Raw genomic sequence first — 16,147 nt, forward strand, 5'->3', positions numbered from 1 at the left:
ACTCTTGGATGGAGGGTTCGTCGACGCTCACTTGACCTCCTGATACAGGTCGCTCAAGCGTGCCACGATGCGATCCACTTCCTTGTCTGGATTCACGAACGCGCCAACGCTCCACACGGTCATAACGGACCAGCCAAGCGATTCGATGTTCTGCAAAAGCACGCGGTGGCGTTCCCTGGTGGACTGCAATCCCATGAACTGCGCATCGTCGGTAAGCACGGCCAATGCGAACGGCTTGTCGTTCAGGCCAACCACCAGCGGCAGCTTGGAACCATTGTCGAAACCGTAGTCGACGGCCACATTCAAACCGCGGGCACGAATACGGTCGGCAAGATCGTTGAGCAATACGTTCGAACCGTTCGTCTTGACGACTGGACGCACCACGCTGTCATCGAGCTGTTCCGCCCAGCGAAGCACCGTTTTCAGCATCTTCGGACCAGCTTGGTGCAGGCGCTCGTCATCCATGTCAGCTGACGAGAATGCGGACACGATGTCAAGATGACGATCCGGCACGGCCAACGCATCCAGCAACATACCCCGTCCGCCTTCGGATTCCAACGCTCCAAACTGTTGCAGCAGCCTTCCATGAGAAGTCTTCGCGTAGCACATCGCAAGAATCGCATCGGTGGCATGCGCGCCGGCCACATCGGAAATGTCCACGATGCGCACATGACGCAAGAACATGCCCATGGCCTTGTTCTTATTGGCGATCGCCTTAAGCTCGGCTCCCAGTCGGGTGCGGAACGTATGGGTCAGCGTCACCACGGTAAGCATGTACGATGCAGGCACGATCGTGAAACCGGCGGCACGCTTGGTGATCAGCCTGACCACCTCGTCGATTTCCTGCTGGCTGCTTTCCACCAGTCCGGACGTGATGACCGGCACGCCATTGGCATCGGCCACAAAATGGTAGGCGACCTCGCCCTGCGCGCCTTCCCTGGCCACGTCGAAGGACACGGAACCGTAGCCTTCCGATTCCAGGAACGCGTTGAGCTTCGGCGCACGGCGAACAGGACGATTGGCGATTTTCACGCTCGGCAGCAATGCGATGAGACGCTTCAGACCGTCGGAAGTGACGGTTTCGCGATGCGCGATCACCACCACCTGCTTGGCTCGGCTGATGATGCTGAGCAGTTCGATGGATTGAATATGCGCTGCGGCATCGATGATCACGACGTCGGCCAATGGCGCCGGATCGGTGATGGCCGCAAGCGTGGCAGGAGTCGCAACGAGAATAGGCTTCGCCGCGGCGAGAATCTGCGGATGCTCCTTATGCAGGCAGTTCAGCGAAACATTACGGGCGCCGGCAAGCGTGGTATGCAGCAGATTGGCCTCCTGCGTACGCGAGAACAGCATGTCGCACAGACGGCGCATGGATTCCTGCGCCACCATCGGACCGACCGAACGCACATGTTCCACATCGACCTGGGCGAACCGCTCCGCAGCGCCCTGCAATGCCGACCCATCCTGATTGGAAATGATCGCGGAGGATTTCACGATGTCTTCGAACGCCGTGGTCCACCATGCCAGCTGCAGTTCCCCTGCAACGGCATCGTTGGCAACGCCACGATTGTTCAGATCTTCGACCAGCTCGTCGAGGCCGACCGAATGGAATTCACGTTCCAGACGGGCGCGCTCAGGCAGAATATCAAGCGACTGCTTATCGTCATACAGGGCCTTCAAACGCTCTTCGACCTGATTGAAATCAACGGTTTCAAGATTGCCGCCCTGCGGAGTTGTGGCAAGCACCGCATTCAACGCGGTCATATCCCGATTGAGATTCTCCTGCGTTTCGATAATGTCATCCAGCTTGGCGGGCAATACCGGCCAGCCGCCATGAGGCACGAACATATGCCACTGATCGGCCTGCTTGGACACCACCAGCAACGCCTCATGCAGGTTCTCCACTTGGGCACCGACGCGCAGCAAACCCTTGGCTTCCTTGATGTGGCGGCGACGCTCCCAGAAGCCCATGGACGTACCTTCGGCCTTGCGCTCGGCCTTCGGCTTGGTCGCCTCGATCATGGATGCAATGTCACGTTCGAAAATCTCCGGCTGGAATACGTCAAGCACACGGCGCAGGTTCTTCAGCACCATGACCTGACGGCTCCACTCCTGCGCGGTCGTGGGAATCGGGAATCCGCAGGTCTGTACCGTACTGGCCACCTGCTCGCGGGTGGCGGGCAACACCTTGCGCAACAGCTCAACCACACGCTGGTATGCGCTCACCGCCTCCTCTTCGGAATACAGCGATGCCTTATACCATGCGGTGTCGTTCTCCGTAATGGTGTATTCGCCAAGCTCGCCCGCACGCTGCAGTTTCGCAGCCCAATCCTCGATCTTGTCCGCGATGGAATGCGCGGTCTGCTTGTTCAAACGCACATGCGTGGTCGGATGGGTGGGCAATGCCGCAATCTGCGCGAGATTCTGAATCGTCTGGTAGGCGGATACACCCCACTCCTGACTCACGCCGTGAAGATCGCCCAGATAACGGGTCAAACGCGAACGCACGCCAACCAGCTCATCGGCAATCTGATCAAAACGGGAGGAAGCAACCCCCGATTGGAAGCCGACGGCTGCAATCAGCTGACGGTCAATCGCAGCGTTGGCACCATCATCGGCGATATCCAGCAGCTGTCCGCTCATTTCGTTTGCGGCAACGGCCTGTACAAAACGACGCTTCTGATCGGTCACACACGGCACATAGAGCACAGACCGTCCGTTCATCACGCAACGCGACGCAATCGCCGCGGCCTGCTCGGCGGTATTGTTGGCGATCGCACTATCCACAAACAGCGAATGGCCCGCGGAAGCAAGCTGCGAGGCGTATCGGACGGTATTGTCCGCATCGCCGACCTCATACTCGCCATGAGGATCGGCATCAAACGGACTGTACTCCGGAATTTCGGCACCTTCCAACGCTTCGGCGGCGGACTTGTCTCCCGCCAAAGCGTCCAAGGCGGTATTGCCGGTCGGACCTTGCGCCAACTGGTCGATGATCTTCCGGCTTTCCACCAGCATCTGCGATGCCGGATCCATAAAGCATCCGAGAATAATGTGCCGTTCGATCTCAAAATCAGGGAACGCGTTGGCCGCAAGGCGTGTGATGGCAGCGAACACCGCGGATGTTTCCGGCGTGCCGCTTTCGTAATTCGAACCGTCGAACAGCTTGGACTCGTCCAATACGACGTTGTTCTCGCGCAGCACGGCGGCGAAAGCCGCATTCAAGCGTACGCGCCCTGTGAACGCGATCACCGTACCGTTTTCAATATTGCGTCCTTCTTTGCGCACCTCAACCGGATACATGAGTACCGGCATCTGGTTGCCTTTCCAGATGGCCACGCCAACCACCAAAGACAGTTCGCCCACGCCGCTGACACGGCTTTTCGCCTCACGATCGTCGAGCACACGCTCCACACGACGCCCGGCGGCACGCAACATGCCGTTGTCGCGGAACAAGGAATCAAGTTGCACATGCCCGCTGGCGAACAGCTGCGCGATGCCGGACGGATGCGCATGCGTCATGTCAAGCTGGGCGCTCAGCTGCGTCACGTCCTCAAGCGGCGACGGCGATAGACCAAGACGGTACTTCTCACGCCACCCCCGAATACGATCCAGCGCGGTGACGGTCTCGTTGCTTTCGCTCATGTATTGACTCACTTCCCTACCGCTTTGCGGTATTCCGCATACCCCGGATTATGTGACAGGGCCGCGTCGATGTCTGCATTGCCCAAAGCTCCCAGCCATGCGTACAAATCGTCGTACAGCGACGGGTTCATGGCAAGGAACGGCAGCAGCTCCGGATGACGTGCCATCTCGAACTGCACGGTGAAATCGTCGGTGCGTTTGGCATCATCCGACGTCAGTCCGTCGACTTCAATGGTCTGTTCCTGCTTGGCAAGCTCTCCCTTGGCGACTCGATCGAACACCGATCCGGGTTCAAAAGCCGGTTTGAATACGCTGGTTTCGTCCGGTGTCGGCTCGCTCACAATCTGTGGCTGCTCCGTGTTATGCGGCCTGAAACGCTCGTCGTCGGCCCGTTGCGCCGCTTCTTCCGGTTGAATCGGATTGGTACCGGATTGTTCTGCAATTTCATTGCGCTGCTCGTGCGTTTTTTCCGCTTGTTGTTCAGGCATGTCGCTGCTATCCGGCAATGCCACGATAATCGGCTTGCTTGGTCTTGCGCTGAATAGTTTGCTCACGGGAATCGTGTCGTGTTCGACGTCGTTGCCTGCGATGACTTGCGTCCGCAATTGGGATTCGGGCAGCATAGCCGGCTTTTCCTTTTCGGCGGCGTTCTTCTTGGCCCCTTCTTCCGCCGCCTGCTGTTCCGCCACGGCATCTGCCTCGGCTGCGGCGTCGGCGAAGAGGTCACGTGGCGCGTTATCCACGACGTCGTTATGCTGCACCAGCGAAACGGATGGGAGATCCCCATAATCCGGCTCGTTGGATCGAACTGGCGCGAAAGACTGACGTTCGGAGCGTTGCATGAGATTCACACGATTGGCGACGTTGCGCGCGTTGAACAATGCGGTCGGCTCTCCGGCACGCAGATTGAGAATGTCGTCGACCGACATATCGGCGGCGTCGGGCTCCTGCGACGCCTCATCGGACACTGCATAGGAGAACAGATTAGATACCGGAGCTGACGCGGTACTCTCGGATTCGGGCATGGCGCTCACGCTGTCACGTTCAAAAGTGACGCGTACGTCGCCGAATTGCAAGGTCATTGGCGTGGATGGCAGTTTGAAATCCTCATCCGCGGGCAGACGCATCAATTGGCCGTTGTCGGCCACTACAAACGAACCATTGGTCGACTTGAGATCACGTACGGAAGCGTTGCCCTGCGCGTCGACTGAAACAATGGCATGCCGTTTCGACATGGATTTGTTCGTATCCATAATGTCAAGGCGCGCGAATCCGTCATCCGCCAGAGGACGTAACGGCTTGCGGCCGATTTCCACGCTTTCGCCGCTGCCCAGCTTCTTCAGTTCGGTTCCATCAACCTTGACGGTCCACTGCTGTGCCGTTCGTTGATCTTCGCTCACCGTTGTCGGCCTTCCTTTCACACATACCACTACTTGTCATTGTGTCATGCCTTGCCACGTATTTCAGGATTATGACGCGATTAATTGACAACTTTCGCCTAATTCCCCCATTGTATGGCACGATATGGAAGCATTCATGCCTAAATCGGATTTTATTGGATCGTCAGCGAAAGAAAATCCCGTAATATGCGGAAAACCCCGCCGCCTTGTGGCGAACGGGGTTTCCACTCAAGATTGTGATATGCGGCTTCAAGCCGCGCGAATCACTTGAGCTCGACGGTAGCGCCGGCTTCTTCGAGCTGGGACTTAGCCTTCTCAGCGTCTTCCTTCTTGGCCTTCTCCAGGACAGCCTTCGGAGCGCCGTCGACCAGAGCCTTGGCCTCAGCCAGACCCAGGGAGGTGATAGCGCGGACGGCCTTGATGACCTGGATCTTCTTGTCGCCAACGGCGGAGAGGATGACGTCGAACTCGTCCTTCTCTTCCTCAGCCGGAGCAGCAGCGCCCGGAGCGGCAACGGCGACAGCAGCCGGAGCGGCAGCCTCGACGTCGAACTTCTCTTCGAAAGCCTTGACGAACTCGGAGAGCTCAACCAGGGTCATCTCACCGAAAGCTTCGAGCAGCTCATCGTTGGTGTACTTAGCCATAATGGCTTCCTTTCATTCTTGGCGACGGTTTGATTGAAGAGGTGACCGTCACCTAAAACAATTATTTTTCTTTTATGGTCACTATCATTCACGCGGCTAACCGCAATGAAATCAGGCAGCCTTTTCCTGCTTCTCGCGGAGCGCATCGATCGTACGCACGGCCTTGGTCGGCAGAGCGTTGAACAGGTACGCGGCCTTGGACATCGTAGCCTTGATGTCGCCGGCGAACTCGGCGAGCAGCTGCGGGCGAGACTTGAGGTCTGCCAGCTTCTGGGCACCTTCAGCATCGTAGACGGTGCCATCAGCGAAGCCGCCCTTGATGATCAGTGCCTTATTGGTCTTGGCGAAGTCACGCAGGGTCTTCGCAGCTTCGATGAAGTCACCCTTCACGAAGGTCACAGCGGTCGGACCGGCGAGGATCTCATCGAGACCTTCGATGCCAGCTTCCTTGGCTGCGATGCGAATCAGCGTGTTCTTAGCCACAGTGTAGGAAGTATCGCGGCCTAGCTTTTCGCGCAGTTCAGAGATCTGCGGAACGGTAAGCCCGCGGTACTCGGTCAGGTAGATAGCGTCAGCTTCACGGAACTTATCCGTAAGCTGGGCGACCACCGCTTCCTTTTCGGGCCTCTTCATGGCGTTCCTTCCTTAGTCAACCATTGACTGTGAAGCAGGAACGTTTCGCCGGACAATAAAAAAGCCCTGCACGCAGGCAGAGCAACATTCGACCGCTAAGCGGAAAGCCCTTGGTGGGCGTATGTTCTTCAACCTGCGTTGGCTTGGCGAACCAAACTTCGTGAGCGCTTGCACGCTCCAACCAACGGTCTGTGGTTTACAGGTGAACAACTTACGGTCATGCTTGGACTTGCCGTCATCCGGGCGTGTCGCGCTTTACGAAATCTTCATGACTCACTCAAGTGTTACGGTTAAGCCTTGTTCGGAATCCCACGATTCCACAAGGCGAGTCGCAATTCTCGCCGGAACGCGCCGCCCAATAGTCGGAACGTTCCTACCAACCCAAGAGAAATAGAGATAGGGAAAAATGGAAAAGTTCTTCCATCTTAAGGAGAACGGCACCACCGTGTCCACTGAGGTCATGGCCGGTCTGACCACGTTCTTCGCAATGTCGTACATCATCATCGTCAACCCACAGATACTGTCGCAAACGGGAATGCCGTGGGGCGGCGTGTTCCTTGCAACCATCATCGCAGCCATCGCGGGCACGCTCGTCATGGGCTTGTTCGCCAACGTTCCGTATGCTCAGGCCGCCGGCATGGGCCTCAACGCGTTCTTCACCTACACCGTTTGCTTCGGCCTCGGCTTCACCTGGCAGCAGACCCTGTGCATGGTGTTCCTGTGTGGCCTGATCAACATTCTCATCACCGTCACCAAGATTCGTAAGATCATCATCCAAGCCATTCCGGAAGTGCTGCAGAACGCCATCGGCGGCGGCATCGGCCTGTTCGTGGCCTACGTCGGCTTCCTGAACGTCGGCTTCTTCACCTTCACCACCAAGGCCGACGCCAAGAACGGCGACACCGTGCAGGCCACCCCAGGTCTGGCCGTCATGAATAATCCGACCATCTGGCTGTTCATCATCGGCCTGTTCCTCGCCATCATCCTCACCGTGCTCAAGGTGCGCGGCGGCATGCTGATCGCCATCGCGGTCACCGCCATCGCCGGCATTCCGATGGGTCAGACCACCATGGCCAACTCCATCTCCATCGGCGACACTTTCGCCCAGCTGCCGCAGACCTTTGGCGCTATCTTCAGCGCTGAAGGCTTCCCATCGCTGTTCTCCGACATGTCGAAGCTGCCGATCATTCTGCTGACGATCTTCGCATTCTCCATGTCCGATACCTTCGACACCATCGGCACGTTCATCGGCACCGGCCGCCGCACCGGCATCTTCTCCGCGGAAGACGAGGAAGCCCTCGAAAACGGTTCCGGCTTCTCCTCCAAGATGGACAAGGCCCTGTTCGCCGATTCGATCGCAACTTCCATCGGCGCCATCTGCGGCACCTCCAACACCACCACGTATGTGGAATCCTCCGCAGGTATCGCCGCTGGCGGCCGCACCGGCCTGACCTCCGTGGTCGTGGCCATCTGCTTCGCCCTGTCCGCCTTCCTCTCCCCGGTCATCTCCGCCATTCCGTCCGCCGCAACCGCAGGCGTGCTCGTGGTGGTGGGCTGCATGATGGCGTCCTCGCTGAAGGAAATCGACTGGGGCGATATCTCCGAGGCCGTGCCGGCGTTCTTCGCTTCCGTATTCATGGCGTTCAGCTACTCCATCTCCTACGGCATCGCCGGCGGCTTCATCACCTACTGCCTGATCAAGACCTGCAAGGGCAAGGCCAAGGAAGTGCACCCGGTGATCTGGGTTGTGTCGCTGCTGTTCATTCTGGACTTCATCATCACCGCGATCCTGTAGTTCTGAACGTCAGGTTCAACCTGACCACCAGCCGAAATTACTGGTTCAGTAAATAAATTCGGCAAATGGAATAGGGGCGATTCCGCTCTCACTGCGGAGTCGCCCCTATTGTTGTATCGCTTGTTTTCGTACTGCTTTTTAGTGAACCGTCTTATGCGATGGCTTTCGAGAAGGCGTCAACCAGACTTTCCATCCAGGCCGTCAAGGAATCGTATTGTTCCGGCATCTGTTCGGTCAGTTCAACCATGGGCACGTTTGCGGATTTCGCGGCATTCGTGATTTTGCCCGTCAGCTCGCTTTCCTCCTGCGTATTGACGATCAACAGTTTGATTTCACCTGATTTCAATGCGTCGGCGAACTGCCTGATATCCGTTGGCGTCGGCTCGCTTTCGTTCGCTGTGGCTCGCGCGTACCCGCTTGGCGTTGCGTCGGTCAAACCCATGTCTTCCGCCAGATAGCTTGCCACGGATTCCGTTGCCGCGTACGCCAATCCATCCGATTTCTGTTTCACTTCGGCGATTTTGCTTTCGACGTTGTTTTCTTCAGATTTCCACTGATCGTGCAGCTTGTCGAAATCACTCTTTTTCGCGGCGTCGGCCTGTTCGTACGCTTCGGTGATCGCCTGTGCCACTGCCTTGCGCACATCGGCGGAGAACCAAACATGCGGATTTTCGCCGTCATTCACCCCGCCGACTGCAGCGGCATTGACGATGGTTGCGTTGGCGGATTGCGCCGCTTTGACCGCCCATGCGTCGTAGCCGGCTCCATTGACGATGATGACTTGCGCTTTCTGCAGTTTGGCGATATCCGACGTCGTTGGCTCGTAATCATGCGCATCCACATTGGTGGAATTGATGATGCTGGTTACGTTGACGTTGCCACCGCCCAAGGTTTTCGCCACGGTACCCCACTGATTCACGGAAGCGACCACTTCGATGGTTCCGTTTTTTTCGGACGACGATCGGCCGCTTCCACACGCAGCAACCGACGCAAGCATTCCTACAGAAGCAAGTGCGGCAATCGCAATTCTCACAATACGGTACATGATAGATCCTCCCTAACGTGATATAACGCCATCATAACTTAATTGAGAATCATTATCAATAGAGCGTGTCGCGATCAGGTATCACATACAAAAAACTCCCGCTCAGGGGAACGGCCGCCACGAATGGGATCGAAATGGTTAGCGAAGCAACCACTTTCGACCGCACATCCGTGCGACAATCCCCCGCAAGCGGGAGTAAGAGATGATTTGCCGATCAGCCGCGTGCAAGCTCGCAGGAAAAGGAGCCTTGCCAAGGCAAGGCACTATTTCCTGCCTCGATACTGTCGCATCTCGGCGCTGCCTACAAACAGTCCACTGGACTGTTTGCTTAACGGCGTCGCCCTGGGCCGACGCTACGCTTTGGCAGATCGGCTTTTGCCGATCAGCCAAAGCGTCCCGATACGTAGCGCTCGGCTTCTTCGTTCTGGGGGTTGTTGAACATGGTGGTCGTGTCGGTGAAGTACTCGAGGTGACCCGGCTGGCCGACTGCCTTCAGGTTGAAGAACGCGGTGTAGTCGGCGATACGGGCGGCCTGCTGCATGTTGTGCGTCACGATCACGATGGTGTAGTCGTTCTTCAGCTCGTTGATCAGATCCTCGACAGCCAACGTCGAAATCGGGTCAAGAGCGGAGCACGGCTCGTCCATCAGCAGCACCTGCGGGTGCACGGCCACGGCGCGGGCGATGCACAGACGCTGCTGCTGACCACCGGAAAGACCAATGCCAGGATTGTCAAGACGATCCTTGACCTCGTTCCACAGGTTGGCGCCACGCAGAGCCCATTCGACCAGATCGTCCGCATCGGACTTAGAGATCTTGCGGTTGTTGAGCCTCACGCCAGCGAGCACATTCTCGCGGATGGACATGGTCGGGAACGGGTTCGCACGCTGGAACACCATGCCGACATCGCGACGCACGGCAACCGGGTCGATGTCCTTGTCGTACAGGTTCTTGCCTTCCAGCAACACCTCGCCTTCGCAGTGAGCGCCCGGAATGATCTCGTGCATGCGGTCGAGCGTGCGCAGCACCGTGGACTTGCCACAGCCGGAAGGTCCGATGAAAGCGGTGACCTTGTTGGCTTCGATGTTGATGTTCACATCTTCAACGGCCAGGAAGTCGCCGTAGTAGATGTTCAGATGATTGACATCAATACGTTGTCCCATTTTGGTTCCTTATATGTTGTTTCTGTATGTAAGACTACCGCTCATCGTTCCGACTTGACGGCGAAGACCTTCGCCACGAGTCGACCGATAAGGTTGAGGATAAGCACGATGAGGATCAGCACGAGAGCCGCGGCCCATGCGCGTTCCATCGGGATGGTGGTCACGCAGGAAGCGTCGGCGGAAGCCGGGCAATTCGCGTTGAGCTTGGAGTACTCCTGGTAGACGTACACCGGAAGGGTGGTCATCTGGCCGGAGAAGAGGTTGACGTTCGTGGAGGCGATGTAGCCTGCGGTCATCAGCAACGGAGCGGTCTCACCAATCACACGGGCGACGGCGAGAATCGCACCCGAAACAATGCCCGGCAAAGCGGTACGCAACACAATCTTCGTAATCGTGCGCTGCTTGGTAACACCCAAAGCATACGACGCTTCACGCAAGTCGTGAGGCACGATCTTCAACATTTCTTCAGAGGACTTGACCACGGTCGGCAGCATCAGCAGCGACAGTGCCACGGAACCTTCGAAACCGTTGATGGTGCCAGGTCCAATTAGAATCGTGAACATCGAGAATGCGAACAAACCTGCGACGATGGACGGAATACCGCTCATCACGTCGACCAGCAGGGTGATGACGCGAGCCAGCTTGCCACGGTTGGAATATTCCACCAAGTACACGGCGCACATCAGACCGATCGGAATGGAGATGATCATGGCGCCGAACGTGATTTCCAGCGTACCGATGATGGCGTGCTGAATACCGCCGTAGCCACCGGACGGCGTCGGATTGCCGCCGACCACACCGGTCATGTTATAGCTCAGGAAGTTGAGGTTCAGCCTCTTGACACCGTTGACGATGGTGGTGAGCAGCACCGAGAACAGCGGAATCAGCGCCACAATGAACGCAAGAGCGATCAGTACGCGCATCGCAAGATCCTTGCGCTTACGTGCAGCGGTAAAGGAACGCGTCGGCTTGAACTTGTCGAAATCGATGACGGGGGCACCGTCCATCGGAGAAGCGTTGTTATTCACTGCGGTCATCACGCACTCGCTTTCTCGGTAAGCTTACGGGCGATGAAATTCACCACGAAAGTAATGAGGAACAGCACCAGGCCGGTGCCGATCAGCACGGACACGCCGAGATCGTTGGCTTCAGGATACTGCGCGGCGATGTTGGCTGCGATCGTCTGGTTCTGCGAAGCCTGCAGCAGCTTGATGGAGTAGTTGAGACCTGGAGACAGGATCATGAGCACGGCCATGGTTTCGCCAAGCGCACGACCCAAGCCAAGCATGGAAGCGGACACCACACCGGACTTGCCGAACGGCAGCACCGCAAGCTTGACCATTTCCCACTTGGTGGCGCCAAGAGCAAGCGCGGCCTCTTCCTGAAGGCGCGGAGTCTGCAGGAAGATATCGCGGGACATGGAGGTGATGATCGGCAGGATCATGACTGCGAGCACCACGGCCACGGTGGCGACGGTACGGGAAGGATTGGCGGCAGGACCTGCGAACAGCGGAATCCAGCCAAGATACTTGGCCACCCAATTCCAGAACGGGTAGATGGCGGGCACCAGCACCAGGCCACCCCACAGACCGTAGATAACGGACGGAATTGCGGCGAGCAGATCGACCACATAGCTCAAGGCGGTGGCGAGCTTCTTCGGCGCATAGTGCGAGATGAACAATGCGATACCGACCGACACGAAGAAGGAAATCAACAGTGCCAGCGCGGAGATCAACACAGTACCGAACAGCAGCGGTCCGACATAGCCCCAGAAGCTGGAAGCCTTGCCGCCGGTGAAGTTGCTGATGGTGTCGCTGTTGGCCTGCTGATCGCCGCCGATCAACGGCCATGCGCGGAACAGCAGGAACAGCGCGACGGCGGCGAGCACTACGAGGATCAGGATGCCGCAGGCGTAGGCCACGCCCTTGAACACCTTATCCGCGTTTTTGCCGCTCACCGGCTGCTGTGCCGTTTTGCTTTGCGAACTCACGGGTTCTCCTTAACTTGCGATTGTTTGAAACAGATCTGCGATTACTTGCGATGACTGCGTTTTTTGTTTTACCTGCAGATACCGTTTCAGGCCGCACCCGCTTTCACGTTGCGGCTGCGGCCTGAAACAGACGGTCAGTTGCCGTTCACCGAGAGCCTATCGCTTACTGTATCAAAGCTCACTTGGTTTCGATGGCGTCGATGGACTTGAGGACCTTCTGGCGCATGGTGTCGGACAGCGGAGCGGAGCCTGCTGCGGAGGCAGCGGTCTGCTGACCTTCGTCGCTGACCACGTAGGTGAGCCAGGACTTGACGAACTTGGCGGTGTCGGCATCCTTGTATGCCGGGCAAGCGATGTCGTAGGAGACAAGCACGATCGGGTAGGCGCCAGCCTCGGTGGTGTTGTGGTCGAGCTTGACGACCACACGGTTGTCGCCAGTGGCGGATTCGTCGAGCGGGGAAGCGTCCACAACCTTGGCAGCGGCTTCAGCGGAGAACGGCACGTAATCGTCGCCGACCTTCACTGCAACGGTGCCGAGCTCGCCAGCCTGGGAAGCATCGGCGTAGCCAATGGTGCCGTCAGCCTGCTGCACGGTGGAGATCACGCCGGAGGTACCCTTAGCGCCCTGGCCAACCTCGTTCGGCCAGTTCTCGCCGAGCTCGTAGCTCCAAGCGTCGCCAGCAGCATCCTTGACGTAGCTCAGGAAGTTCTTGGTGGTGCCGGACTTGTCGGAGCGGTGCACCACGGTGATGTCGAGATCAGGCAGGTCGACCTTCGGGTTCTGCTGCTTGATGGCGTCATCGTTCCACTTGGTGATCTTGCCGTCGAAGATCTTGGCGATGGTGTCGGCGTCCATGTTCAGGGTCTTGCCCTTGCCGGAGATGCCGTTGAGGTTGAAGACCACGGCGATCGGGGAGACGTAGACCGGGATGTCGAAGGCGTTGCCGGAAGCGCACACGCTCTTGGACTGCTCGACCTCGTCATTGGACAGGGCGGCATCGGAGCCGGCCCATGCGGTGGCGCCGGTCAGAAAGGTGGAAACGCCAGCGCCGGAACCAGACGGGTTGTAGGCGACCTTGGCATCCGGGTTGGTGCCCTGGAAGCCGGCGATCCAGGCTTCCACAGCAGTCTGCTGGGAGGAAGCGCCAGCGCCGGAGAAGTTGCCGGACACGGCTTCGGTGGTCTTGGTGTCGGTGCTAGCCGAAGAATCAGTGTTGGAAGCAGTGTTGTCGCCGCAAGCCGCGACAGAAGCCAGCATCACAATGCCGGACACAGCTGCAATGGAGCGTACGAGAATGGAATTACGCATTATTCTTTTCCCTCTGTCAACATTCTGATGGCGTATGTTTCTGACATTTCATATGCTGTTGTCGCCATCGTTCTTCATGACACTGTCAAGCCTATTGGTGGTTTGGGTCCCGCAAAACCAAAATCGGTGAACGGAAGATGAACACTCTACGACACTTCGGACGTTTTCGTCATTTCCATTCACCGATCTTCGGCGACTACCGTGATACCACGGTCTTACATTCAGTTATCAATTAATAATCAATTATTCGGAAACTTACGATGAGTACTGGAATCGCAGTGTTTTATCTTATATATTTCCATCTATCGCGATATTTCCGCTTTATTCCGCTGGAACGTCGATTTTGTAGCCCAAACCGCGCACCGTGGTCAGATATTTCGGATGCGCCGGATCCTCCTCGATTTTGGAGCGTACGCGCTTGACGTGCACATCCAACGTTTTGGTGTCGCCAACGTAATCGGACCCCCAAATGCGGTCGATCAGCTGGTGGCGGGTCATCACACGGCCCTTGTTCTGCATGAGATATTCGAGAAGCTCGAATTCCTTCAGCGGGAAGAACACGTTCTCTCCGCGCACCATCACCTCATGCTGGCCGATCTTCATGGAAATGTCGCCGCAGATCAGCGGAATATCGTCATCGGAGGATTCCGTCGCGTCGGCCACCATCTGGTTGCGTCGCAGCACCGCACGCACCCGCGCCAGCAGCTCGCGGAACGAGTACGGCTTGGTGATGTAGTCGTCCGCGCCGATTTCCAAACCGACCACCTTGTCGATTTCCGCGCTTTTCGCGGTGAGCATGATGATCGGTACGCGGCTTTGCTCACGAATTCTGCGACATAGCGCGGTGCCGTCAAGCCCTGGCAGCATCAGATCGAGCAACACCAAATCGATGCCGCCTTTGGTGAACAGTTCCAGCCCTTCCTCGCCGGTGGCCGCGGCGGACACGTCGTAGCCTTCGCGGGTGAGCTGGTAGACCAGCGGCTCTCGATACGATTCCTCGTCCTCGACGATCAGAATACGTGTCATCAGTGCTTCTCCTCCATTGCTCTGTTGATGGGAACGTTGCTTGTTATTTGCTGTAGTCGGTTTAGCTCAGATTATTCGGATTGCTCGGATTGCGTAGTTTCGATGCGTTCGGTTTCGCCCGTCACTTCCATGCGATCCGCTTCCGCAGTTTGTACGTTTCCCGCAGTCCCTGCAGTTTCCGCTGTTTCCACCGCTTGTGCCTGAGGCAGGGTGATGGTGAAGGTCGATCCCTCCCCCTCACGCGACCACACGGCGATAGTGCCTCCGCAATCCTGCACGCAATGTTTGGTGATGGCCAAACCCAATCCTGTACCCCCTGTTTCGCGGGAACGTGCGGGATCGACACGGTAGAATCGCTCGAAAATACGATCCAGCGAGGATTCCGGAATGCCAATGCCCTGATCGACGACACGAATCGCAACCTCGTCATCGCCACTGCCGATGCCGACTGCGACGGTGGTGTGTTCCGGAGAATAGTTGACGGCGTTTTCCACCAGATTCTTCACCGCCGTTTTGATGGTTTCATGATCGGCGTTGATGAACAGATCATCCTCATCGACAGCGTTTACGGCACCCTCGACGTGCACCAGCTTCTGCTTGCCATTCAGCGAAAGCACCAGATTGATATGCTTCGATTCGGCCTTCACTTGGTTTTCGACGATCGCCTCGCGTACCAACGCAAGCACGGAAAGCCGTTCCGCGTTCAGCACCGCAGCCGTGCTTTGCGCCTTCTGCAAGTCGATCAAGCGATGCACCAATTCCGTCAATCGTTCGGATTCCTTGGAAATGCGGCCCGCAAAATACTTCACCATGCCGGGATCGTCCGCAGCGTCGCCGATCGTTTCGGCAAGCAGGGAAATCGCACCGGCAGGAGTCTTCAATTCGTGCGAAACGTTCGTCACAAAATCGCGTCGCATAATCTCAAAACGACGCTGCTCGCTCATATCCGAAATGAAAATCGCAAAAAGATCATCGGAGATCTGGCCGACCCGCACATGCAGATACAGCGTGTCGGAAGGACGGAACTTACCTGCCTCAATGCCTTTGCCGTCGGTGTTTTTCGCGGCCGCACGGGCGGCTCGATCCAGCGGAATCGACAATTCGCGTTCGCGCACCACGCTGTCGGTCGACACCAATCGCAGAATATCGCGGATTTCGGCAAGCGTCATCGCACTGTCCTCAACAATGCCGAAACGTTGCGCGCCCGGGGAAACATATGTGACCGACGCCAGTGAATCGACGACGATCAACGCCTCCGGCATGACGGCGATCAGCTGGCGTTCCGTGGACTGCACGGGCACGCGCGGCCCGAACAGCGACATGTTCTTCTGCGCGCCGAACAGGCTTGGATCGTTCGGGTCGATCTCATCCTCCCCCAATTGCACGCCACGGGCACGCCCCAGCAAAAAGGCGACCACAGCGACGGCAACAACCACAATCGCCATCACCACGTGCTCCAGCGTCATACGTTAACCTTCCGATAATCCGTCATTCT

The 16,147-nt window shown here is 57.4% G+C and carries 12 protein-coding genes; 1 reads left to right on the plus strand and 11 read right to left on the minus strand.

Features of this window, described 5'->3' with window-relative positions:
• Window positions 1-27: 27 nt before the first annotated feature.
• The 4 genes from KSY55_RS01090 to rplJ form a co-directional block, all read right to left on the minus strand.
• Window positions 28-3,648: a helicase gene (locus KSY55_RS01090; protein WP_217749436.1), complete on the minus strand. Its 3,621-nt coding sequence runs from the start codon at window positions 3,646-3,648 to the stop codon at window positions 28-30.
• 8 nt (window positions 3,649-3,656) lie between these two features.
• Window positions 3,657-5,048, minus strand: coding sequence for an FHA domain-containing protein (locus tag KSY55_RS01095; protein WP_195327371.1), 1,392 nt, complete (start codon window positions 5,046-5,048; stop codon window positions 3,657-3,659).
• 263 nt (window positions 5,049-5,311) lie between these two features.
• Window positions 5,312-5,692, minus strand: a complete 381-nt coding sequence (gene rplL, locus KSY55_RS01100) for a 50S ribosomal protein L7/L12 (protein WP_003836061.1) — start codon at window positions 5,690-5,692, stop codon at window positions 5,312-5,314.
• A gap of 111 nt (window positions 5,693-5,803) precedes the next feature.
• Complete coding sequence (rplJ, locus tag KSY55_RS01105; RefSeq protein WP_022245298.1) at window positions 5,804-6,325, minus strand: 50S ribosomal protein L10; 522 nt, start codon at window positions 6,323-6,325, stop codon at window positions 5,804-5,806.
• A gap of 406 nt (window positions 6,326-6,731) precedes the next feature.
• Between rplJ and KSY55_RS01110 the strand changes: the two genes are divergently transcribed.
• Window positions 6,732-8,120 carry an NCS2 family permease gene (locus KSY55_RS01110; protein ID WP_022245297.1) on the plus strand — a complete coding sequence of 463 codons (1,389 nt, stop codon included), beginning with the start codon at window positions 6,732-6,734 and terminating at the stop codon, window positions 8,118-8,120.
• Between the two features lie 151 nt (window positions 8,121-8,271).
• On the opposite strand, the gene KSY55_RS01115 is transcribed toward KSY55_RS01110, so the two are convergent.
• The 7 genes from KSY55_RS01115 to KSY55_RS01145 form a co-directional block, all read right to left on the minus strand.
• The gene (locus tag KSY55_RS01115; RefSeq protein WP_065437714.1) at window positions 8,272-9,165 is read right to left on the minus strand and encodes a metal ABC transporter solute-binding protein, Zn/Mn family; all 894 of its coding nucleotides are present in this window, start codon (window positions 9,163-9,165) and stop codon (window positions 8,272-8,274) included.
• 382 nt (window positions 9,166-9,547) lie between these two features.
• Window positions 9,548-10,327 carry a phosphate ABC transporter ATP-binding protein PstB gene (gene pstB, locus KSY55_RS01120; RefSeq protein WP_003837442.1) on the minus strand — a complete coding sequence of 260 codons (780 nt, stop codon included), beginning with the start codon at window positions 10,325-10,327 and terminating at the stop codon, window positions 9,548-9,550.
• Window positions 10,328-10,368: 41 nt separating this feature from the next.
• On the minus strand, window positions 10,369-11,364 hold the full coding sequence (gene pstA / locus KSY55_RS01125; RefSeq protein WP_022245295.1) for a phosphate ABC transporter permease PstA: 996 nt from the start codon (window positions 11,362-11,364) through the stop codon (window positions 10,369-10,371).
• On the minus strand, window positions 11,364-12,317 hold the full coding sequence (gene pstC / locus KSY55_RS01130) for a phosphate ABC transporter permease subunit PstC (protein ID WP_022245294.1): 954 nt from the start codon (window positions 12,315-12,317) through the stop codon (window positions 11,364-11,366). The genes pstA and pstC overlap by 1 nt, the downstream gene beginning before the upstream one ends.
• A gap of 178 nt (window positions 12,318-12,495) precedes the next feature.
• The gene (pstS, locus tag KSY55_RS01135) at window positions 12,496-13,626 is read right to left on the minus strand and encodes a phosphate ABC transporter substrate-binding protein PstS (protein ID WP_022245293.1); all 1,131 of its coding nucleotides are present in this window, start codon (window positions 13,624-13,626) and stop codon (window positions 12,496-12,498) included.
• A 321-nt stretch (window positions 13,627-13,947) separates the two neighbouring features.
• Complete coding sequence (locus KSY55_RS01140) at window positions 13,948-14,652, minus strand: response regulator transcription factor (RefSeq protein WP_004220077.1); 705 nt, start codon at window positions 14,650-14,652, stop codon at window positions 13,948-13,950.
• Window positions 14,653-14,723: 71 nt separating this feature from the next.
• Window positions 14,724-16,118 (minus strand): cell wall metabolism sensor histidine kinase WalK, encoded by a 1,395-nt coding sequence (locus tag KSY55_RS01145; protein WP_118269126.1) that lies wholly within the window; start codon window positions 16,116-16,118, stop codon window positions 14,724-14,726.
• Window positions 16,119-16,147 lie beyond the last annotated feature (29 nt).

The organism is Bifidobacterium sp. MSK.13.1 (assembly GCF_019131435.1).
GTDB classification, from domain to species: Bacteria; Actinomycetota; Actinomycetes; order Actinomycetales; family Bifidobacteriaceae; genus Bifidobacterium; species Bifidobacterium pseudocatenulatum.

What these genes read in the sequence shown, in the direction of transcription:
- pstS (WP_022245293.1), bottom strand. Translation starts at nt 13,626, where the DNA reads ATGCGTAATTCCATTCTCGTACGCTCCATTGCAGCTGTGTCCGGCATT.
- pstB (WP_003837442.1), bottom strand. Translation starts at nt 10,327, where the DNA reads ATGGGACAACGTATTGATGTCAATCATCTGAACATCTACTACGGCGAC.
- pstA (WP_022245295.1), bottom strand. Translation starts at nt 11,364, where the DNA reads ATGACCGCAGTGAATAACAACGCTTCTCCGATGGACGGTGCCCCCGTC.
- KSY55_RS01140 (WP_004220077.1), bottom strand. Translation starts at nt 14,652, where the DNA reads ATGACACGTATTCTGATCGTCGAGGACGAGGAATCGTATCGAGAGCCG.
- KSY55_RS01145 (WP_118269126.1), bottom strand. Translation starts at nt 16,118, where the DNA reads ATGACGCTGGAGCACGTGGTGATGGCGATTGTGGTTGTTGCCGTCGCT.
- KSY55_RS01115 (WP_065437714.1), bottom strand. Translation starts at nt 9,165, where the DNA reads ATGTACCGTATTGTGAGAATTGCGATTGCCGCACTTGCTTCTGTAGGA.
- rplJ (WP_022245298.1), bottom strand. Translation starts at nt 6,325, where the DNA reads ATGAAGAGGCCCGAAAAGGAAGCGGTGGTCGCCCAGCTTACGGATAAG.
- rplL (WP_003836061.1), bottom strand. Translation starts at nt 5,692, where the DNA reads ATGGCTAAGTACACCAACGATGAGCTGCTCGAAGCTTTCGGTGAGATG.
- KSY55_RS01110 (WP_022245297.1), top strand. Translation starts at nt 6,732, where the DNA reads ATGGAAAAGTTCTTCCATCTTAAGGAGAACGGCACCACCGTGTCCACT.
- KSY55_RS01090 (WP_217749436.1), bottom strand. Translation starts at nt 3,648, where the DNA reads ATGAGCGAAAGCAACGAGACCGTCACCGCGCTGGATCGTATTCGGGGG.